18 protein-coding genes and 1 rRNA gene are annotated in these 20,034 nt (G+C 69.9%); 13 read left to right on the forward strand and 6 right to left on the reverse strand.

The window, feature by feature from the left end:
* Positions 1 to 91, forward strand: a 5S ribosomal RNA gene (gene rrf, locus AB0N59_RS13540); the annotation flags it as partial.
* A 335-nt stretch (positions 92 to 426) separates the two neighbouring features.
* Here the strand turns inward: rrf and AB0N59_RS13545 are convergent.
* Positions 427 to 1,215 (reverse strand): IclR family transcriptional regulator, encoded by a 789-nt coding sequence (locus tag AB0N59_RS13545; RefSeq protein WP_363484289.1) that lies wholly within the window; start codon positions 1,213 to 1,215, stop codon positions 427 to 429.
* Positions 1,216 to 1,266: 51 nt separating this feature from the next.
* Between AB0N59_RS13545 and hutH the strand changes: the two genes are divergently transcribed.
* The 5 genes from hutH to AB0N59_RS13570 all read left to right on the forward strand — a co-directional run bounded on the left by hutH (position 1,267) and on the right by AB0N59_RS13570 (position 7,278).
* Positions 1,267 to 2,808 (forward strand): histidine ammonia-lyase, encoded by a 1,542-nt coding sequence (hutH, locus tag AB0N59_RS13550; protein ID WP_363484292.1) that lies wholly within the window; start codon positions 1,267 to 1,269, stop codon positions 2,806 to 2,808.
* Entirely contained in the window at positions 2,801 to 4,480 is a 1,680-nt protein-coding gene (gene hutU / locus AB0N59_RS13555; RefSeq protein ID WP_363484295.1) for a urocanate hydratase, read from the forward strand. The genes hutH and hutU overlap by 8 nt, the downstream gene beginning before the upstream one ends.
* On the forward strand, positions 4,477 to 5,643 hold the full coding sequence (hutI, locus tag AB0N59_RS13560) for an imidazolonepropionase (protein ID WP_363484298.1): 1,167 nt from the start codon (positions 4,477 to 4,479) through the stop codon (positions 5,641 to 5,643). The genes hutU and hutI overlap by 4 nt, the downstream gene beginning before the upstream one ends.
* 27 nt (positions 5,644 to 5,670) lie before the next feature.
* Positions 5,671 to 6,570, forward strand: coding sequence for an arginase family protein (locus AB0N59_RS13565; protein WP_363484301.1), 900 nt, complete (start codon positions 5,671 to 5,673; stop codon positions 6,568 to 6,570).
* 63 nt (positions 6,571 to 6,633) lie between these two features.
* Positions 6,634 to 7,278, forward strand: coding sequence for an NAD(P)H-binding protein (locus AB0N59_RS13570; protein ID WP_363484304.1), 645 nt, complete (start codon positions 6,634 to 6,636; stop codon positions 7,276 to 7,278).
* 20 nt (positions 7,279 to 7,298) lie between these two features.
* Here AB0N59_RS13570 and AB0N59_RS13575 read toward each other — a convergent pair whose 3' ends face one another.
* Positions 7,299 to 8,582 (reverse strand): DUF445 domain-containing protein, encoded by a 1,284-nt coding sequence (locus AB0N59_RS13575; protein ID WP_363484307.1) that lies wholly within the window; start codon positions 8,580 to 8,582, stop codon positions 7,299 to 7,301.
* Positions 8,583 to 8,616: 34 nt separating this feature from the next.
* On the opposite strand from AB0N59_RS13575, the gene AB0N59_RS13580 reads away from it, so the two are divergent.
* The 6 genes from AB0N59_RS13580 (at position 8,617) to AB0N59_RS13605 (ending at position 14,817) form a co-directional block, all read left to right on the forward strand.
* Positions 8,617 to 8,889, forward strand: a complete 273-nt coding sequence (locus AB0N59_RS13580) for a metal-sensitive transcriptional regulator (protein WP_204974246.1) — start codon at positions 8,617 to 8,619, stop codon at positions 8,887 to 8,889.
* A 133-nt stretch (positions 8,890 to 9,022) separates the two neighbouring features.
* Positions 9,023 to 10,192: an ABC transporter ATP-binding protein gene (locus tag AB0N59_RS13585; protein WP_363484310.1), complete on the forward strand. Its 1,170-nt coding sequence runs from the start codon at positions 9,023 to 9,025 to the stop codon at positions 10,190 to 10,192.
* Positions 10,193 to 10,241: 49 nt separating this feature from the next.
* On the forward strand, positions 10,242 to 11,420 hold the full coding sequence (locus AB0N59_RS13590; protein WP_363484313.1) for an extracellular solute-binding protein: 1,179 nt from the start codon (positions 10,242 to 10,244) through the stop codon (positions 11,418 to 11,420).
* Positions 11,413 to 12,297 (forward strand): ABC transporter permease, encoded by an 885-nt coding sequence (locus AB0N59_RS13595; protein ID WP_363484316.1) that lies wholly within the window; start codon positions 11,413 to 11,415, stop codon positions 12,295 to 12,297. The genes AB0N59_RS13590 and AB0N59_RS13595 overlap by 8 nt, the downstream gene beginning before the upstream one ends.
* Positions 12,294 to 13,157 carry an ABC transporter permease gene (locus tag AB0N59_RS13600; RefSeq protein ID WP_363484319.1) on the forward strand — a complete coding sequence of 288 codons (864 nt, stop codon included), beginning with the start codon at positions 12,294 to 12,296 and terminating at the stop codon, positions 13,155 to 13,157. Before AB0N59_RS13595 ends, AB0N59_RS13600 begins: the two co-directional genes overlap by 4 nt.
* A 1-nt stretch (position 13,158) precedes the next feature.
* Entirely contained in the window at positions 13,159 to 14,817 is a 1,659-nt protein-coding gene (locus AB0N59_RS13605) for an amidohydrolase (RefSeq protein WP_363484322.1), read from the forward strand.
* Positions 14,818 to 14,836: 19 nt separating this feature from the next.
* Here the strand turns inward: AB0N59_RS13605 and AB0N59_RS13610 are convergent, their stop codons facing one another.
* From AB0N59_RS13610 to AB0N59_RS13625, 4 genes are all read right to left on the reverse strand, one after another.
* Positions 14,837 to 16,204 (reverse strand): aspartate aminotransferase family protein, encoded by a 1,368-nt coding sequence (locus tag AB0N59_RS13610; protein WP_363484325.1) that lies wholly within the window; start codon positions 16,202 to 16,204, stop codon positions 14,837 to 14,839.
* Between the two features lie 72 nt (positions 16,205 to 16,276).
* A complete protein-coding gene (locus tag AB0N59_RS13615; protein WP_363484328.1) occupies positions 16,277 to 17,452 on the reverse strand; it encodes an acyl-CoA dehydrogenase family protein in 1,176 nt (391 codons plus the stop codon).
* Complete coding sequence (locus AB0N59_RS13620) at positions 17,449 to 18,198, reverse strand: alpha/beta hydrolase (RefSeq protein ID WP_363484331.1); 750 nt, start codon at positions 18,196 to 18,198, stop codon at positions 17,449 to 17,451. The genes AB0N59_RS13615 and AB0N59_RS13620 overlap by 4 nt, the downstream gene beginning before the upstream one ends.
* Before the next feature lie 9 nt (positions 18,199 to 18,207).
* Complete coding sequence (locus AB0N59_RS13625; protein ID WP_363484333.1) at positions 18,208 to 19,416, reverse strand: MFS transporter; 1,209 nt, start codon at positions 19,414 to 19,416, stop codon at positions 18,208 to 18,210.
* Positions 19,417 to 19,792: 376 nt separating this feature from the next.
* On the opposite strand from AB0N59_RS13625, the gene nrdH reads away from it, so the two are divergent.
* On the forward strand, positions 19,793 to 20,026 hold the full coding sequence (gene nrdH / locus AB0N59_RS13630; protein WP_182253815.1) for a glutaredoxin-like protein NrdH: 234 nt from the start codon (positions 19,793 to 19,795) through the stop codon (positions 20,024 to 20,026).
* Positions 20,027 to 20,034: the final 8 nt, after the last annotated feature.

Raw genomic sequence — 20,034 nt, forward strand, 5'->3', positions numbered from 1 at the left:
GCCCGGTCACATTCCGAACCCGGAAGCTAAGCCTCACAGCGCCGATGGTACTGCAGGGGGGACCCTGTGGGAGAGTAGGACACCGCCGGACTTCTTCTGTGAAAGAGCCACCCATTGTTGGGTGGCTCTTTTGCGTTAACGCCCCTTGATTTGACTTCCCTGCAGGCCGGGCTATGGTCAGAGGTCAACCGAACCCGCCAGCCGAAGAGGGGAAGCGAGTCCTATGTCTGGAAAGACGCCGCAGTCACGAGCAGGGAAGAAGGCACCCCAGCTCTCACTCAAGGAGAAGAGAGCTGAGAAGCGCGCGAAGCGCGAACCAGAAGCCTTTCTCAAGCCTCGAAAGGGCGCAGCGGGCTGATCCCGCAGACCGATAAGGCGTCGTCCGGACCCCGCAGAGCGGAGACCGGACGACGCCTTCTGCATATGTCAGCGCCTGTCGTATCCGAGGCGGCTCTGCAGCATCCGGGCGGCGTCGAGCACCTCCTGCGCAGGGTCGCTCGCGCGCTCGCCCTCCCACGTCACGGCCACTGCGGCGACCGGCCAGCCGGCATGGTCGTGCACTGCTGCGGCCACCGAACGGAACCCGGGCGTGACCTCACCGTCTTCGCTCGCGATCCCTGCCTGCCGCACCTCGCGCAGCAGCTCTCTCAGCTCGGCGGGACGAGAGGGTCCTCTGCCCGTGCGATCGGTGAACGATGCGGCATCCGGGTAGAGCGCACGCACCTGCGCGCGGGGGAGCGACGCGAGCATCGCGCGACCCGTTGCCGTGAGATGCGCCGGCAGCCGCACGCCCACGTCCGTCACCAGGGCCGGGCGGCGTACGGCCCGTTCCTCGACGATGTACAGCACGTCGCGACCGCTCATCACGGCCAGATGCGCACTCTCTCCGATGCGGTCAGCCAGGGCGGCGAGCAGAGGTCGCCCGAGCCGCGCCAGCGGTTCCTGGCGGGCATAGCCGCCGGCGAGCTCGAATGCACTGGTCCCCAGACCCCAGCGGCGCTCCTGCGGCAGGTGAACGACGAACCCGTGCTCCTCGAGAGTGGCCAGCAGGTGGTAGACCGTCGACCGGGGGATGCCGAGGTCACGGGCGAGCGCCGTCGCGGCGATCGGCGCCGGTCGTCGCGCCAGGTGCCGGAGGATGCGCAGCGTCTGGTCGGCTGCGGGCACCTGAGGACGGCTCGACCCGGCATCCGGTTCGTCTGGGATCACAGACACAGTCTGTCACTCCGGCCCCCGCGGCGGCAGCCGAGGGTGTGGAATCGAGTCATGCCTGAAACTTCTCCCGTGATCGTCGGCGCGGCCCCGCTGTCGCCGGCCGACGTCGTCGCCGTCGCCCGCCATTTCGCCCCCGTCGCGATCGCCGATTCCGCCCGCGAGCGCGTCGCCGCAGCCCGTACCGTCATTGACGGCATGGCCGCCGATCCGAACCCGCACTACGGCGTCTCGACGGGCTTCGGCGCCCTCGCCACCACCTTCATCGCACCCGAGCGCCGCCGTCAGCTGCAGCTCAGCCTGATCCGCTCGCACGCCGCCGGCACCGGAGCCGAGGTCGAGACCGAGGTCGTCCGCGCTCTGCAGCTGCTGCGCCTGCAGACCCTGGCATCCGGCCACACGGGCGTTCGCCCGGTCGTGGTCGACACGTACGCCGCGATGCTGAACGCCGGTGTCACGCCCATCGTCCGCGAGTACGGCTCGCTCGGCTGCTCGGGCGACCTCGCCCCGCTTGCCCATGTCGCGCTCGCCTCGATGGGCGAAGGAGACGTCCGCAACCCCGACGGCGAGCTGGTCGCCGCCGCCGACGCCCTCTCGGCCGCCGGCATCGAGCCGCTCGTGCTCGTCGAGAAGGAGGGGCTCGCCCTCATCAACGGCACCGACGGAATGCTCGGGATGCTGCTGCTCGCCCTGCACGACCTCGAGACGCTCGTCACGACCGCCGACCTCTCGGCCGCGATGTCGATCGAGTCGCAGCTGGGCACGGATGCCGTGTTCGCCGCCGACCTGATGGCGCTTCGCCCGCAGGTGGGCCAGGCCATGTCGGCGGCGAACCTTCGCGCCTTCCTCGGCGAGTCGCCCATGGTGCAGAGCCACAAGGGCCCCGAGGACGGACGCGTGCAGGACGCCTACTCGCTGCGCTGCTCGCCGCAGGTGCACGGCGCCGTGCGCGACACCATGGCCCACGCAGCCACGATCGCCGAGCGCGAGCTGGCGTCGGTGGTCGACAACCCCGTGGTCACCAGCGATGGCCGCATCGAATCCAACGGCAACTTCCATGGCGCGCCGGTCGCTGCGGTGCTGGACTTCCTCGCCATCTCGGTGGCAGACCTGGCATCCGTCTCCGAGCGGCGCACCGACCGCGCCCTCGACCCCGCCCGCAGCCACGGACTGCCGCCCTTCCTCGCGCATGAGGTGGGCGTGGACTCCGGCCTGATGATCGCGCAGTACGCTGCGGCAGGAATCGTCTCCGAGCTCAAGCGCCTCGCCGTGCCGTCGTCTGTCGACTCCATCCCGTCGTCGGCCATGCAGGAGGACCACGTGTCGATGGGTTGGTCCGGCGCCCGCAAGCTGCGACGCGCGATCGACGGCCTCACCCGGGTGCTCGCGATCGAGATCCTCACGGGAGCCCGCGCGCTCGACCTGCGCGCTCCGCTCGAGGCCGGCCCCGCCACCGGCGCGGTGCGCGACCTCGTCCGCACCGTGGCCGCCGGCCCCGGACCCGACCACTTCCTCTCACCCGACATGGAGGCCGTGACCGAGCTCGTCCGCTCGGGCGCCGTCCTCCGCACTGCGAAGGAGCACGCGAATGTCTGAACCCACTCTCCACGACCCCACCCGCAGCATCCGCGCCGCGCGCGGAAACCAGCGCACCGCCAAGAGCTGGGGCGCGGAGGCCGCCAAGCGGATGCTGATGAACAACCTCGACGCCGAGGTCGCCGAGCACCCCGAAGACCTCGTCGTCTACGGCGGCACCGGCCGCGCCGCGCGCAGCTGGGAGGCGTACGACGCGATCGTGCGGACCCTCGACGAGCTCGAGCCCGACGAGACGCTGCTCGTGCAGTCCGGCAAGCCGGTCGGCGTGTTCCGCACCCACGAGTGGGCGCCGCGCGTGCTCATCGCGAACTCGAATCTCGTCGGCGACTGGGCCAACTGGCCCGAGTTCCGCAAGCTCGAGGCCGAGGGCCTGATGATGTACGGCCAGATGACCGCCGGCTCCTGGATCTACATCGGAACCCAGGGCATCCTGCAGGGCACCTATGAGACCTTCGCGGCCGTCGCGCGCTCGCTGGGCAAGGACTCGCTCAAGGGCACCCTCACCCTCACGGGCGGCGCCGGAGGCATGGGCGGCGCGCAGCCGCTGGCCGTCACGCTCAACGACGGCGTCGTGCTGATCGTCGACGTCGACGAGTCGCGTCTGTCGCGCCGCGTCGAGCACGGCTACCTCGACGAGTACACCACCGACCTCGACGCCGCCGTCGCTCGTGTCATCGCCGCGAAGGAGGCGGGCGACGCCCTGTCGGTGGGCGTCGTCGGCAACGCCGCCGAGGTGTTCCCCGAGCTCAAGCGCCGTCAGGACGCCGGTGAGCTGACGATCGACGTCGTGACGGATCAGACGAGCGCGCACGACCCGCTGGCCTACCTGCCCATCGGCATCTCGGTCGCGGACTGGAAGGCCGAGGCCGAGCGCGACCCCGAGGAGTTCACCCGTCGCTCCCGCGAGTCGATGGCGGCGCACGTCGCCGCCATGGTCGCCTTCCAGGATGCGGGCGCCGCCGTGTTCGACTACGGCAACTCGATCCGCGCCGAGGCCGTGCTGGGCAGGTTCGACCGCGCCTTCGAGTTCCCGGGCTTCGTGCCTGCGTACATCCGTCCGCAGTTCGAAGAGGGCCGCGGCCCCTTCCGCTGGGCTGCTCTCTCGGGCGACCCCGAGGACATCTACAAGACCGACCGGGCGATCGCAGAGCTCTTCCCGGAAGACAAGGCGCTGCACCGCTGGCTCGACAAGGCTGGCGAGAAGGTGCACTTCGAGGGCCTCCCCGCGCGCATCTGCTGGCTCGGCTACAAGGAGCGCCACCTGGCAGGCCTCAAGTTCAACGAGATGGTCGCCTCCGGTGAGCTGTCGGCGCCGATCGTGATCGGCCGCGACCACCTCGACTCCGGCTCGGTCGCATCGCCCTACCGCGAGACCGAGGCCATGAAGGACGGCTCGGATGCGATCGCCGACTGGCCGCTGCTGAACGCCCTGCTGAACACGTCGTCTGGTGCGAGCTGGGTCTCGCTGCACCACGGCGGCGGCGTCGGTATCGGTCGTTCGATCCACGCCGGTCAGGTCACGGTCGCCGACGGTTCGGACCTGGCCGCCGAGAAGCTCGAGCGCGTGCTGACGAACGATCCGGGAACCGGCGTCATGCGTCACGTCGACGCCGGCTACGAGCACGCCCGCGACATCGCTCGCGAGCGCGGACTCAAGGTGCCGATGCTGTGAGCAGCACGCTCATCACGAACATCGGGGAGCTGACGACCAACGTCGGCTCCCCGGGGGACCGGTTCGGCACGCTGGCCGACGCGGCCGTCCTCATCGAGGACGGCCTGATCTCGTGGGTCGGCCCGTCGGTCGACGCGCCGACGGCCGACGAGACGGTGGATGCCGGTGGGCGTGCCGTCATCCCGGGCTTCGTCGACAGCCACAGCCACATCGTCTTCGGCGGCGATCGAGCCGCCGAGTTCGAAGCGCGCATGGCGGGGCAGAAGTACGCCGCGGGCGGCATCCGCTCCACCGTCGCGGCCACCCGCGCGGCGACCGACGCCGAGCTGCGCACCCGAGTGCGCGGGTTCCTCGACGAGATGCTCGCGCAGGGCACGACGACGGTCGAGATCAAGAGCGGGTACGGGCTCGACGTCGAGACCGAGGCGCGCCTGGTGCGTCTCGCCGCCGAGGTGACCGAGGAGGTCACCTATCTCGGTGCGCATGTCGTTCCCGCGGAGTACGCCGACCGCGGCGACGCCTATGTCGACCTCGTGATCGGCGAGATGCTGGATGCCTGCGCACCGCACGCCAAGTGGATCGACGTGTTCTGCGAGACCGGGGCGTTCAGCGTGACGCAGTCGCGCCGGGTGCTCGAGGCCGGCATCGCACGCGGACTGAAGCCGCGGGTGCACGCCAGCCAGCTCGGACCAGGAGAGGGCGTGCAGCTCGCGATCGAGCTCGGTGCCGCATCGATCGACCACGGCACGTACCTGACCGATGATGACGTGACCGCGCTCGCCGCATCCGACACCGTGCTCACCCTGCTGCCCGGCGTCGAGTTCTCGACCCGCCAGCCGTACCCCGACGCCCGGCGTCTGATCGACGCGGGCGTCACGGTCGCGATCGCCTGCGACACGAACCCGGGGTCGAGCTTCACCTCGTCGATGCCGTTCTGCATCGCCGTCGCGGTGCGCGACATGGGCATGACGCCCGCCGAGGCGGTCTGGGCCGCGACGGCCGGGGGAGCGGCTGCGCTGCAGCGCTCGGACATCGGCGTGATCGCGCCCGGCGCGCGGGCGGACCTCGTGCTGCTCGACGCGCCGACCCGCGTGCACCTGGCGTACCGGCCCGGTGTGCCGCTGGTGAAGACGGTCTGGAAAGACGGCGTCGCGACCCGCTGACGCGGGGCGATGATTCAGGAGGACGACATGGCACTCTCACACGACGAGCTCTGGCCGCGCGCCGGGTCCTGGCCTGCGCCCGTGGCGGGCGAGAAGGCAGACGCCGCGATCCTCGGCATCCCGACCTGGCGCACCTCGCTGTCGCCGACCGGCGCGCATGCGACGCCGGCGGCGATCCGCGACGCGCTGCCCCGCTACAGCGCCACGCTCATGGGTCCGCCGGCCGTCGACCTGAACCAGGTGCTGCGCATCGTCGATGCCGGAGACGTGCACGAGCCCGACGGCGACGAGGGCGTGGAGCGCGCCGTCGCGGCGGTGCGTGAGCTCGCCGAGCAGACGCGACTCGTGATCGCGCTCGGCGGCGACAACTCGCTCACCTACCCTGCCGCGCGCGGCGCCGGTGCCGATGGGCTCATCACCCTCGACGCGCACTTCGATCTGCGCGACGGCGTGTCCAACGGCACGCCGGTGCGGCGGCTCGTGCAGGACGCACCCGACGGTGAGCGGATCGACCCGACCCGCATCGTGCAGATCGGCATCGCCGACTTCGCGAACTCCGCGGCGTATGCGCAGCGCGCAGCGGAGTGGGGCATCCGGGTCATCACGCTCGACGAGGTGCGCGAGAAGGGCGTCGCGGCCGTGGTCGCCGAGGCGCTCGCCGTCGCTGGCGCCGGCTCGCGCATCCATCTCGACATCGATGTCGACGTGGTCGACAGATCGATCGCACCGGGGTGCCCGGCGAGCGTGCCCGGTGGCCTCGCCGCCGGGGAGCTGCGTGCGCTCGTGCGCGCGATCGCGGCCGACGAGAAGGTGGTCAGCGCCGACATCGCCGAGGTGGATGCCACAGCGGACGCCGACGACGCCCGCACCGTGCGCCTGGCCGCCCTCTGCGTGCTGGAGCTGCTCGCCGGTCTCGCCTCTCGCTGAGGCCGCTCCATGTCGGTGCGGCGGAGCGGCCCCGCACCCGCGAAGGGCGCGTAGCGTGGAGGCATGTCCAGAATCGTGATCTTCGGCGGCCACGGAAAGGTCGCCCTGCTGCTCGCTCCTCTTCTCTCGGCTCGCGGTGACGAGGTGACCGCCGTGATCCGCAACCCCGACCATGCCGACGACGTGCGGGCGACGGGTGCACAGCCCGTGGTGTTCGACGTCGAGCACCAGGATCGGGCGGCGATCGCCGAGCTGCTCTCCGGCCACGACGCGGTCGTGTGGTCGGCCGGAGCAGGCGGAGGCGATGCGGCGCGCACCCAGGCCGTCGATCATGAGGCCGCCGTGCGGTCGATGGACGCGGCGACGGATGCGGGAGTGCGCCGCTACGTCATGGTGTCGTACTTCGGCGCATCGCCCGACCACGGCATCCCGGCCGACGACCCCTTCCACGCCTACGCCGAGGCCAAGGCGGCCGCCGACGAGCATCTGCGGGCATCCGGACTCGACTGGACGATCCTCGGGCCCAGCCGGCTCACCCTCGGAGAGGCGACGGGGCGCATCGATGCCGCCGCTGACGAGTCGGGCGAGGTCTCACGCGCCGACGTCGCGCAGGTCATCGCAGAGACGCTGGTCGCCGATTCGACGATCCGCCGCACCGTCCGCTTCAACTCCGGCACGACGCCGATCGCCGACGCGCTCCGCGACTGATCCGGCCCGAGTCGGCGACCTCAGCTCAGGCCGACGGGGATGAGGGCGTGGGCGACGGCGTAGATCGCCAGGCCGGCGAGGGCTCCCACGACGGTGCCGTTCAGCCGGATGTACTGCAGGTCGCGGCCGACCATCAGTTCGATTTTCTCGGTGGTCTCGGCCGGATCCCACTTCTCGACGGTCTCGGTGATGATCGACGCGATGTCATGACGGTAGCGGTCGACCAGGAACACGGCGGCATCGGTGACCCAGCCGTCGACGCGGGACTGCAGGGCCGGCTCGGTGGCCAGGCGGTCGCCGATCTCGGCCACGGCCTGTGATGCACGCACCCGCAGTCCGCTCTGCGGATCCGCGAGAGCGGCGAGCAGGCCGGTCTTCGCCGTGTTCCAGAGCTGCGCCGCGAGTTCGCCGACTCGGGGGCTGTCGAACAGGGCCGCCTTCGCGCCCTCGAGTCGCGCCTGGATCGCGGGGTCGTTCTGCAGCCCCTCTGCGAGGCGGGTGAGATATCCGTCGATCGCCCGGCGGGCGGGATGCCGGGGATCGGCGTGCACGGCGCGGACGAACTTCAGCGCCTCGCTGTACGCCGTCTCATCGACGAAGCGGTGCGCGAGGCGCGGCACCCATGACGGAAGGCGCCGCGAGATGAGTCCCTGGAAGGCGACGGCGTTGTTCTCGAGCCACGCGCCGATGCTGTCGACAGCCAGATCGACGGCGCTGCGGTGAGCGTCGGCCTCGACGATCCGCTGCAGCCAGCCGCCGGCCGTCGGCGCCCAGTCCGGCTCGATCAGGTGCTCCCGAGCCAGGTCGGCGATCAGGCCCTGCACGTCGTCGTCACTGAGCGCGTGCAGCACAGCGGTGGCGGCCGTCGACGCCTCGGCGGTCACGCGCTCCGCGTGCGAGGGCACGCGCAGCCACTCGCCGAAGCGCTGTGAGAGCGCCGTGCGCGACAGCTTGTCGCGCACGATGTCGGCCGCGAGGAAGTTGGTCTCGACGAACTCGCCGAGCGTGCGGCCGATCTCGTCTTTGCGGTTGGGGATGATCGCGGTGTGCGGGATGGGGAGGCCAAGCGGACGCCGGAACAGCGCGGTCACGGCGAACCAGTCGGCGAGGGCGCCGACCATGCCGCCCTCGGCGGCGGCGCGGACGTAGCCGAGCCACGGATGCCTGGATTCGAGCCAGAACGAGATGACGAAGACGACGGCCATGAAGATGAGCGCGCCGAGGGCGACGGCCTTCATGCGACGCAGACCGCGCAGTCGCTCCTGATCGGCGGGCGAGAGCAGCGCCATCGGTGTTCGCGACATGCCGACATCCTTTCACGGTGACTACGCTTGAGGGGTGATCGACGACATCAAGAAGCGTGCCCTGCACCGCACCAGCATCCTCGAGGGTCAGCTGCGCGGCATCGCGCGGATGATCGAGAGCGAGGAGTACTGCATGGACATCATCACGCAGTCTCGTGCCGTGCAGCGCTCGCTCGAATCGCTGAACCGTCTGCTGCTCGAGAACCACCTGCGCACGCACGTCACGCACATGTTCGAAGAGGGCGGCGACGAGCGCGAGCAGGCGGTGGGTGAGCTGCTCAAGGCCTTCGACTTCGACCGCAAGTAGACCATATCCGCAGGAAGCGCACCTCTTGACGACGGATATCGTCGCTGGGTTCGTCACATTCTTCGCTTTTCGCTGTACCTCACCGCGTGACTGTGCTTGACTGACGTCAGTCAGAACTCAACGTGGAGGTTTCATGGCACAGCCCGCACCCGCGGCCCCCACCCCGGCCCCCGTCCCGACCGTCGAACCAGGCACCGGCGGCGTCGACATCGTCTCGGTCACCAAGCACTACGGCGACGCGACCGCTGTCGACGACCTGTCCCTGTCGATCCAGCCGGGGGAGTTCCTGTCGCTGCTCGGGCCCTCCGGCTGCGGCAAGACCACGACGCTGCGCATGATCGCCGGCTTCGAGCATCCCGACAGCGGCGACATCCGCATCTCGGGCCGCAGCGTGCTCGGCCTGCCGCCGCACCGGCGCGAGGTGAACACCGTCTTCCAGGCATACGCGCTCTTCCCGCACATGACCGTCGCCGAGAACGTCGCGTACGGTCTGCAGCAGCGCCGGGTGCCCAAGGCTGAGCAGCGCGAGCGGGTCATCGCCGCTCTCGACATGGTGCAGCTGCGCCGCTTCGCCGATCGCAAGCCGACCATGCTCTCGGGCGGTCAGCAGCAGCGCATCGCCCTGTCGCGCGCACTGATCAACCGGCCCAGCGTCCTGCTGCTCGACGAGCCGCTCGCCGCGCTCGACCGGCAGCTGCGTGAGGAGATGCAGGTCGAGCTGAAGCTGCTGCAGTCCCGCCTGGGCACGACCTTCGTGTTCGTCACCCACGATCAGGGCGAGGCGCTGTCGATGAGCGACCGGATCGCCGTCATGCGGGCGGGCCGCATCGAGCAGCTCGACGCTCCCGACCGCATCTACGCGGCACCCGCATCCGCGTACGTCGCCTCGTTCATCGGCCAGCAGAACTTCCTCAGCGGCACCGCGCAGGGTGAGGCGGTGGACACGGGCGTCGGCCTGATCCACGGGCGATGGGGAGCGCAGCAGGTCACGGCGGGCGAAGCGGCTGTCGCGGCCATCCGCCCCGAGTTCATCCGCATCGAGTCCGCTGACGCCGAGGGGTTCGGAGTCGACGGGCGCGTGCTCGGCGTCTCGTACCTCGGCGAGACCCTGCAGGTGGTCGTCGGCATCGCCGGTGATCAGACCCTGCTGGTGCGCACCCCCGCGCCCACCGCCCCGCCCGTGGCGGTCGACCAGCGCGTGCGCTGCACCTGGTCGCCGTCCGACGTTCGCCTGTTCGCCGCCGAAGGCGCGCCGACGGCCGCCACCCATGTGATCGCGCTACCCGACCGGGCCGCTCGCTGAGCCGCATCCACCACCCGCACCGCACCGCACCGCACGAAGGAGTGCTCTCATGAACGACAACAGCATCCGCATCCTCGCCGACAGCAGCATCGCGCCGGTCGTCCGCCACCAGCTCACCCGCCGCGGCTTCATCGGGGTGGTCGCCGCGCTCGGCGCCGCCGGCGTGCTCACCGCCTGCTCGCCCGGCGGTTCGGGCAAGCCCGCCCCCGGCGCCACCGGCGGCGCCGTCGAGGACAAGCTGTCGATCTACAGCTGGGGCGAGTACGACGCCCCCGAGGTCATCGAGGCGTTCACGAACGACGAGGGGGCGAAGGTCGTCATGGACACCTTCAACTCGAACGAGGAGATGATCGCCAAGCTCGTCGCCGCCAAGGGCACCAGCGGATACGACCTCGTCGTGCCGACAGGCGTGTTCATCCCGCAGATGATCGAGAACGGCCTCCTCGCGAAGCTCAACCTCGACCTCATCCCCAACATCAAGCACATGGACCCGGCCTTCCTCGGCCGCGAGTGGGATCCGAAGAACGAGTACTCCATCTGCAAGGCGTGGGGCACCACGGGATTCGTGTACGACAAGACCGTCATCACCCGAGAGCTGAAGACGTGGAACGACTTCATCGACGCGGCCAAGAACGAGGCGTCGGGCAAGACGTCGGTGCTCGACGACCCCGCCCCCCTCGGCGGCATCTACTACTGGGCCAACGGCATCGACTGGAACACCACCGACCCCGAGCATCTCGACGCGTGCGAGAAGTTCCTGGTCGACGAGCTCGCGCCGCACATCTCGGCGTTCGACTCGTACCCGGGCGGTGCGGCGATCCCGCAGGCCTCCCACGTGCTGATGCAGTCGTGGAACGGCGATGCGCGCATCGGCATCCAGGAGTCGCCCGACCCCGACCGCTGGCAGTGGGTGCTCGGCGCGCCCGACACCGAGCTGTGGATGGACAACTGGGCCCTCGTCGAGGGTGCGCCTCACCCCGAGGCCGCCCACGCCTTCCTCGATTACATCCTCACGCCCGAGAACCAGCTCGCGCAGGTCGACTACATCGGCTACGACACGGGTGCGAAGGGCATCCGCGACGCTGCCGAGGAGGCCGGTCTCGAGATGCTCGACATGGTCTTCTTCGACGAGGCGCAGGTGAAGACCATGCACGAGGGCAAGGTGACCGAGGCGCAGGAGCGGATCGTCGAGATCTGGAACAAGACCAAGGCCGCCGCCGGTGCGTAGTCCTCGCTTCGGGCTGGCCGTTCCCGCGTGGGTGTGGCTGGCGCTGTTCTTCATCGCGCCCATCGCGATGGTCGTGTGGTTCAGCTTCGGCTACAAGCCGGGCATCTTCGGCACGCACGCCAACGATGTGCTGTCATTCGACCGCTATGCCGAGGCGATGTCGCCGACGTTCTTCGCGACCTTCCAGAACACGCTCTGGGTCGGCATCCTCGGCACGGTGCTGTGCCTGCTGATCGGCGGGCCGGTGGCGTACTGGATGGCGGTGAAGGCGCCGCCGTCGCGCCGCGGCCTGCTCATCGCGCTCGTGATGGTGCCGTTCTGGACGAACTTCCTCGTGCGCACCCTCGGCTGGCAGGTGATCCTCTCGCCGGAGGGGTGGCTGTCGTCGCTGCTGCAGGGGGTCGGCGTCATCGACGGCCCCATCGAGGTGCTCTACACCCGCACCGCTGTGCTGATCGGCGTGGTCTACAACTACCTGCCGCTGATGATCCTGCCGCTCTACGTCGCCTTCGACCGCGTGGGAACCCCGCTTCGCGAGGCCAGCAAGGACCTCGGGGCGGACGGGCTGCGCACCTTCCTGCAGGTGACCGTGCCGCTCGCGCGACCAGGGATCGTCGCCGGCGTGCTGCTGGTCTTCATCCCGCTGATGGGCGACTACATCACCGCCACCGTGCTCGGCGGCGCACAGGGCAACATGATCGGCCAGCTGGTGGCCAGCCAGTTCGGCACCGCCCAGAACTGGGCGCTCGGCTCGGCGATGGCGGTGCTGCTGATCCTCGTGATCATGCTGACGATCGCGGTCGCCGCCGGCATCCTGTGGCTGATCTCGCTGCCCTTCAGAAACCGCAGCCGACTCGTCCTCGGAGAGGCATCATGAGCGACACCCGCACACGCCGACGCGGCCCCGCCGTCGGCGACCGCATCCTCGGCATCTGGTCGATCGCGGTCTACGCGTTCCTCTTCCTGCCGATCATCGTCATCATCATGGCGTCGTTCAACTCCGGCCGGCTGCTCGTCGCCTGGGACGGCTTCAGCTTCGCGCCGTTCGCGGCCCTGGTCGAGAAGCCGGTGATCCGCGACGCGGTGATGGTCTCTCTGCGCACCGGGCTGATCGCGGCGCTGTTCGCCGCGGTGCTCGGCACGCTCGCCGGCATCGCGATGGCGCGGCGGCCAGGCAAATGGGTGTGGTGGTTCCTCGGACTGCTGCTGCTCGTCTCGGTGACACCGGAGATCGTCGACGCCGTCGCGCTGCTGCCGTGGCTCGTCTTCCTCGGACAGGACCTCGGGCTGTCGATGTTCAACGACGGCACCGTGCGCCTGGTCGTCGGCCACTCCCTCTTCTCGATCGCGATCGTCTCGTACATCGTGCGCGCTCGGCTGGTCGGTCTCGACGCGAAGCTCGAAGAGGCCTCGGCGGACCTTTACGCGCCGCCGGTGCGCACCTTCCTCAAGGTCACCCTGCCCCTGGCGATGCCCGCCGTGCTCGCCGGGTTCCTGCTCTCGTTCACGCTCAGCCTCGACAACACGGTCGTCTCCGCGTTCGTGCAGGTGTCGGGCACGACGCCGTGGCCGGTGTACGTGCTCAGCTCGCTGCGCAGCGGCCTGCGGCCCGAGATCGCGGCGGTGTCGACGGTGATGCTGCTGCTCACGCTCGTCTCGCTCGCGCTCGTCGCGTACGTGCTGAAGCGGGCGGGCGACTCGACCACCGAGATCGCCCGCACGATGGCGGGAGGATGACATGACCCACGCCGACATCGTCTTCACGGACGGCGCGTACGGCGGCCGCGTGTTCGTCTCCGACGCGTCGCGCTCCCGCGCCGACTCCGTCGCCGTGCGCGACGGCCGGATCGTCGCCCTCGACCGGGAGGCGCTCGCGCTGATCGGTCCCGGCACCGAGATCGTCGACCTCGAGGGCCGGATGCTGGTTCCCGGATTCCAGGATGCTCACGTGCATCCGCTCTGGGGCGGGCTCGACATGCTGCGCTGCGACCTCGCCGACCTGTCGACCCAGGACGAGTACCTGGCGAGGATCGCGGAGTACGCGGCCGGGCATCCGGACGACGGATGGGTGCTGGGCGGCGGCTGGCAGATGTCGGCCTTCCCCGGCGGCACGCCGACGGCCGACGCGCTGGACCGCGTCGTGCCCCATCGACCCGCCTTCCTGCCCAACCGCGACGGACACGGGGCGTGGGTGAACTCCCGCGCGCTGGAACTCGCGGGCGTCACGCGAGACACCCCCGACCCCGATGACGGACGCATCGAACGCGATGCGTCAGGTGCCCCCTCGGGCACGCTGCATGAGGGCGCGATGTCGCTCGTCAACCGGTTGCTGCCCGCCGAGCCGCACGAGCGGCTGCGCGAGGCGCTCGCCGTCGGGCAGCGGCACCTGCACTCGTTCGGGATCACCGCCTGGCAGGATGCGATCGTCGGCACGCAGTACAGCGACGCAGGCGACCCGCTGCCGGTGTACATCGCCGCCGACCGGGCCGGCGAGCTCACCGGACGCGTGGTCGGATCGCTGTGGTGGGACCGCACGCGCGGGCTCGAGCAGATCGACGACCTCGTCGCGATGCGCGAGAGCGCCGCGGGCGGACGTCGTTTCGCCGCGACGAGCATCAAGATCATGCAGGACGGCGTGGCCGAGAACTTCACGGCGTCGATGCTCGAGCCGTACTGCGACGGACACGGGCATCCCACCGAGAACGCCGGCATCTCGTTCGTCGATCCCGAGGTGCTGAACGAGGCCGCCGCGCAGCTGGACGCGCTGGGTTTCACACTGCACTTCCACGCCATCGGCGACAGAGCGGTGCGCGAGTGCCTCGACGCGGTCGAGACCGCGCTGCGACGCAACGGACCGCTCGGCAATCCGCACCACATCTCGCACATCCAGGTCGTGCATCCCGACGACGTGCCGCGGTTCCGCCGGCTCGGCGTGACGGCGAACATGCAGATGCTGTGGGCGACCCTCGAGCCGCAGATGGTCGACCTCACGCTGCCCTTCCTCGGCGAGAAGCGCTCCAGCTGGCAGTATCCGTTCGGCGACCTGCTGCGTTCGGGCGCCGCGCTCGCCGCGGGCAGCGACTGGTCGGTCTCGACCCCCGATCCGATGGCGGCGATCCACACGGCCGTCAACCGGCGCTCGGCTCCGTCGGAGTGGGAGGGCGACTACCCGCCGTTCCTGCCGGAGCAGGCGCTCGATCTGGGCACGGCCCTGCAGGCGTACACCGCGGGGTCAGCGCGGGTGAACAGCCTGCCCGAGACCGGCGTGATCCGCGTCGGGATGCTGGCCGACCTGGCCCTGCTCGACCGCGACCCGTTCGAGGGCGAACCAGAGCAGATCGGCGACACCCGCGTGCTCGGCACCTGGGTCGACGGCGTTCGGGTCTTCGAGGCCTGACCCGGCGGGGCCGCGCGCATCAGACGATGCGGGCGGCCTCGCCCAGCACTCCACGCAGGATGTCGCCGATCTCACGGAACTCGGCGGGACCGACGGTCAGCGGCGGCGCGAGCTGGATCACGGGGTCGCCGCGGTCGTCGGCGCGGCAGTACAGGCCGGCGTCGAAGAGCGCCTTCGACAGGAATCCGCGCAACAGCCGCTCGGACTCGTCGGCGTCGAACGTCTGCTTGGTCGCCTTGTCCTTCACCAACTCGATGCCGAAGAAGTAGCCCTCACCGCGCACGTCGCCGACGATCGGCAGGTCGAGCAGGGTCTCGAGCTCTGCGCGGAACAGCGGCGAATTCTCGCGCACGCGGGCGTTGAGCCCCTCCTCCTCGAAGATGTCGAGGTTCGCCATCGCGACGGCGGCCGACACCGGATGCCCGCCGAAGGTGTATCCGTGCGGGAAGAACGTGTCGCCCTGCGCGAACGGCTCGTAGATGCGGCTGGAGATGATGGTCGCGCCGATGGGGGAGTAGCCGCTCGTCATCCCCTTCGCGCAGGTGATCATGTCGGGCACGTAGCCGAACGCGTCGCATGCGAAGGTGTGGCCGACGCGACCGAACGCGCAGATCACCTCGTCCGACACGAGCAGCACGTCGTGGCGGTCGCAGATCTCGCGCACACGCTGGAAGTATCCGGGCGGCGGCGGGAAGCATCCGCCCGAGTTCTGCACCGGCTCGAGGAAGATCGCGGCGACCGTGTCCGGCCCCTCGAACAGGATCATCTCCTCGATCCGATCCGCCGCCCACTTCGAGAAGGCGTCGGGGTCGGTCGGCGCACCCATCTCGTCGGCACGGTAGATGTTGGTGTTCGGCACGCGGAAGCCGCCGGGGGTGACCGGCTCGAACATCTCCTTCATGGCCGGGATGCCCGTGATCGCCAGGGCCCCCTGAGTCGTGCCGTGGTACGCGATCGCCCGCGAGAGCACCTTGTGCTTGCCTGGCCTGCCGCGCAGGCGCCAGTACTGCTTGGCGAGCTTGAACGCGGTCTCGACGGCCTCGCTGCCGCTGGTCGAGAAGAACACCCGGTCGAGGTCTCCAGGCGCCTCGGCCGCGAGCCGGTCGGCGAGTTCGATCGCCGCGGGGTGCGCATACGACCACAGCGGGAAGAACGCCAGCTCCTGGGCCTGCGCGGCCGCCGCCTCGGCGAGACGGCGCCTGCCGTGCCCGGCGTTCACGACGAACAGTCCCGCGAGACCGTCGATGTACCTCTTGCCCGTCGAGTCCCAGATGTGATGACCCTCGCCTTTGACGATCACCGGAACATCGGATGACGCCATCGTCGACTGACGAGTGAAGTGCATCCAGAGATGATCCTTCGCTTTCCGCTGCAGTTCGGTATCCATGTGTCGATATTGACACCGAATGACGGCGAAGACAACAGAATTCGAAGGCTGAGGGCTCTGTTGACCCCGTTCTCAGCGCTCGATCGGCCCCAGCCATGCGGATGCGGCGGTGGAGTGCGCCGACTCGGGATCCGAGGGGTGGAACATGCCGGCCAGCACATCGCGGTACAGCCGGGAGAGCTCGTTCGACGAGAAGTACGACCCGCCGCCCGCGACGAGCATCGCCTCATCGACCACCTGCTTCGCCATCACGACGGCGCGGTGCTTCAGCCCCGAAAGCAGCGTGAACCAGCGCGGACCGTGATCGGCGAGCTCGTCGACGTCGCGAGCGAGAGCGGAGATCTGCGGCGGAAGCGCGTCGTACGCAAGGGCCATGTCTGCGATGCGCCAGCGGATGTCGGGATCCTGACTGTACGACATGCCGGTCTTCTTCGAGCGCCGGCTCTTCGCGGCCTCGACGGCGAGGTCGAGGCCGCGCCGCGCGATGCCGGTGTAGACGGATGCGAGCAGGATCTCGAACACGCTGAAGATGCCGAACACGATCGGGTCCGGATTGGGGCCGGGGTCGATCCGGCGCACCACGTGCCCGGGTGCGGCGACGGCCCCGCTCAGGCGGGTCGTGCGGCTCTGCGTGCCGCGCATGCCGAGAGTGTCCCAGTCGTCGCTCGTGGTCACCGCATCGGTGCGGTCGATGAACGCGAACACCAGCTTCGGGGCATCCGCACTCGTCGTGTCGAGGCCGTGCAGGCCCAGCTTCGTCCAGACCGGCGCGAGCGAGGTGAAGATCTTCGTGCCCGTGAACGCGTAGCCGCCGTCGCCGTGAGGGACCGCCGACGTGTCGCTGCCGAACAGCACGAGATCGTTGCCGCCCTCGCTGATCCCGAAGGCGAAGACATCACCGGCCACGGCGCCCCGCTGCACGAACTCGAGGCCGGGGACCCCGCGGTCGCTGAACACCTTCGCCACACCCGTCCACACCAGATGCATGTTGATCGCGAGCGCCGTCGCCGGTGCGGCCGACGCCAGGCGCTGCTGCAGCACGGCGGCCTCGGCGAGGCCGAGGCCGGCGCCGCCGAGCTCACGGGGGACGAGGATCGACAGGTATCCGGCCTCGCGCAGCTCGTCGAGGTCGTGCTGCGGGAACGTGTTCTCGCGGTCGTGCACGGCAGCCCGCTCGCGGATGCGCTCGAGCAGCTCATCGGGCAGATGGCGAGCGGGGTCGAAGCCGTCGCGTTCGGGTGCGCTCATGAGATTGCCTCCAGGATCTGCCGGATCGTCTCCTCTGGGCGATCACGGTGAGGGGAATGGCCGGCATCCGGCACGACCGACATGGTGATGTTCGGGTTCTCGAGCACGGACTCGGCCAGTTCGCCGGTGAACAGGCTGTAGACGCCGGGGTCGGCACCGACGATGCGGGTCGGGATGCTGAGCCTCGCAGCCTGCGCGCGCACGTCCCACGGATCGTTCTGCGCGCTGGTCTGCTCGACCGCCCAGCGGCTCGCCCGCAGCACGGCGTCCACCTTCAGCTCCACGTCATGAGGGTGCCAGTCCGGGTGCTCGGCGCGCACCGACTCGACGTCGGGCGAGGCGAAGGCGCGCTTCTGGCTGCGCCGGATGATCCCCTCGTCGCGTCCCGCGACGTGGATCGCCGGGTCGATGAGCACGAGTCGTCTCGCCCATCCGGATGCCGTGGTCGCCGCCACCACAGTCGCCGCGCCGCCCAGGGAGTGGCCGATCACGGCATCCCACTCACCGCCGCCTTCAGGACGCACGGCGGCGACGTCTGCGCCGTACGCGGCGACCGTGTAGTCGAGCGCGCGAGGTGCGTCGCCGTGACCGCGCAGATCGACCGCGGTGGCCTGCCACCCGGCATCCGCCAGCGCGGATCCGATGCGCCACATCAGCGCTGCCGATGATCCGAGACCGTGGACGAGCAGGGCGCGACGGGGGCCGCCGCCCCAGACCAGGCGAGGAAGGGTGAGGGGTGCAGGCACGCCACCAGCCTAGAGGCGGGCGGTCTGGATCGGCTCGGTGTCGGGGTACGGCGCGGGGTCGCGGTGACGCAGGTCGGGGAACGCCCGGACGAAGACGATCGAGACCACGAGTCCGACCGCGGCGAACAGGGCGGCAGCGAGGTAGGCGCCCTGCGGGCCGGACTGGTCGATGAGGATGCCGGCGACGGCGGAGCCAGCCGCGGCTCCGATGAGCTGACCCGTGCCGGCCCAGCCGAACGCCTCGGCCGTCTCGCTGAACTTGACGCTCGCGGTGGTGATCGCGAACAGCACGGCGAGGGCCGGCGCGATGCCGACGCCGGCGAGCACGAGCGTGCCGCCCAGCCAGAAGATGTTCAGCGACACCATCGTCAGGGCCAGGCCGACCGTGACGATGAGCAGGCGGCGGGCCATCGCCCAGGGGCCGATCGGGATGTGGCCGAACGCGAGCCCGCCCACCAGGCTGCCGACCGAGAAGACGGCGAGCACCAGGCCCGCCTCGAGCCCGCCGTGCCCGAACGTCGCGACGACTCCGACCTCGACGGCTGCGCACGCGCCGATGAGCAGGAATCCGATGACGGTCGCGAGCATCACCGGCGGCTTCAGCACGACGCGTCCGAAGGCGCGGCGGCTTCGCGGGATGCGCACGCGGCCGACCTCGGGGGAGAGGATGAACCACGAACCGCCCATCACGAGGATCGCCGCGACCAGCAGCAGTCCCTGCACGGTGCCGATCTGGGTCGAGACGACCGTGATCACGACCGGCGCGACGATCCAGATGATCTCCTGCAGCGAGGCGTCGAGCGAGAACAGGGGCGTGAGCTGGCCGGCGTTGACGAGCTTCGGGTAGATGGTGCGCACAGCGGCCTGCACGGGCGGGGTCGAGAGCCCGGCGAGCAGCGCGAAGACCATGTACCCGGCCAGGTTCAAGGGCAGCAGGGCGAGGCAGAGCACCGCGACGATGCATACGGCGAGGGTCAGCGTGAGCACGCGTCGCATGCCCCAGGCGCCCATCCAGCGGCTCGTGACGGGGCCCGCCACCGCCTGGCCGACGGAGGCCGCGGCGAGCACGATGCCCGCCGCGCCGTACGAACCCGTCTGCTGCTCGACGTGCAGCAGGATCGCAAGGCTCGTCATGCCGTTGGGGAAGCGCGCGACGAGCTGCGCGGCGATCATGCGCGCCACGCCGGGAGTGCGAAGAAGGTCACGATAGCCAGCCACCAGACGAGGCTATCCGGGGCCGAGCGGCCGACGCGAGGAGGCGCTGCGGCGACACGCCGCGACACGCCGAAGACGCTTCTCCACAGGAAATCGGATGTCGGTGGCCAGGCGTACGGTCCTGGCTGTGGATGGATCCGGAGAGAGCTCACGCGAGCCGCGTGAATCCGCGGTCCGACCCGGTTCTGCGAGAGCGCCGGGCTGTGGAAGAAAGCGTGGACAACCTGTGTTGTATCTGGGGAAGGCAGTGGAAAACTACACGGATGTAACTACTACCCCTTGTGGTCGCTTCCAATGTCCGTCCCCATATGTAGTATTGAAGTCCCGGCGGGGGCCTGCCGGGAAAACCACCTGGATTAGAGGGGAATCAGACATCACCATGTCGATCACGGTCTACACCAAGCCTTCCTGCGTGCAGTGCAACGCGACCTACCGCGCCCTCGACGCCAAGGGCATCGAGTACGAGATCCACGACCTCTCGGAAGACGCGTCGGCGCTCGAGCAGGTCAAGGCGCTCGGCTACATGCAGGCGCCCGTCGTCGTCACCGACGAAGACCACTGGTCGGGCTTCCGTCCCGACAAGATCGACGAGCTCGCAGCCCGTCTCGCGTAAGCCGCCGA

This window comes from Microbacterium sp. NPDC089321, from assembly GCF_040684935.1.
Taxonomy (GTDB): Bacteria; Actinomycetota; Actinomycetes; order Actinomycetales; family Microbacteriaceae; genus Microbacterium.

Bases quoted from the DNA above. Each gene is read 5' to 3' on its own strand.
- hutH (WP_363484292.1), top strand. From the start codon at position 1,267: ATGCCTGAAACTTCTCCCGTGATCGTCGGCGCGGCCCCGCTGTCGCCG.
- hutU (WP_363484295.1), top strand. From the start codon at position 2,801: ATGTCTGAACCCACTCTCCACGACCCCACCCGCAGCATCCGCGCCGCG.
- AB0N59_RS13565 (WP_363484301.1), top strand. From the start codon at position 5,671: ATGGCACTCTCACACGACGAGCTCTGGCCGCGCGCCGGGTCCTGGCCT.
- AB0N59_RS13570 (WP_363484304.1), top strand. From the start codon at position 6,634: ATGTCCAGAATCGTGATCTTCGGCGGCCACGGAAAGGTCGCCCTGCTG.
- AB0N59_RS13575 (WP_363484307.1), bottom strand. From the start codon at position 8,582: ATGTCGCGAACACCGATGGCGCTGCTCTCGCCCGCCGATCAGGAGCGA.
- AB0N59_RS13585 (WP_363484310.1), top strand. From the start codon at position 9,023: ATGGCACAGCCCGCACCCGCGGCCCCCACCCCGGCCCCCGTCCCGACC.
- AB0N59_RS13590 (WP_363484313.1), top strand. From the start codon at position 10,242: ATGAACGACAACAGCATCCGCATCCTCGCCGACAGCAGCATCGCGCCG.
- AB0N59_RS13600 (WP_363484319.1), top strand. From the start codon at position 12,294: ATGAGCGACACCCGCACACGCCGACGCGGCCCCGCCGTCGGCGACCGC.
- AB0N59_RS13605 (WP_363484322.1), top strand. From the start codon at position 13,159: ATGACCCACGCCGACATCGTCTTCACGGACGGCGCGTACGGCGGCCGC.
- AB0N59_RS13610 (WP_363484325.1), bottom strand. From the start codon at position 16,204: ATGGATACCGAACTGCAGCGGAAAGCGAAGGATCATCTCTGGATGCAC.
- AB0N59_RS13615 (WP_363484328.1), bottom strand. From the start codon at position 17,452: ATGAGCGCACCCGAACGCGACGGCTTCGACCCCGCTCGCCATCTGCCC.
- nrdH (WP_182253815.1), top strand. From the start codon at position 19,793: ATGTCGATCACGGTCTACACCAAGCCTTCCTGCGTGCAGTGCAACGCG.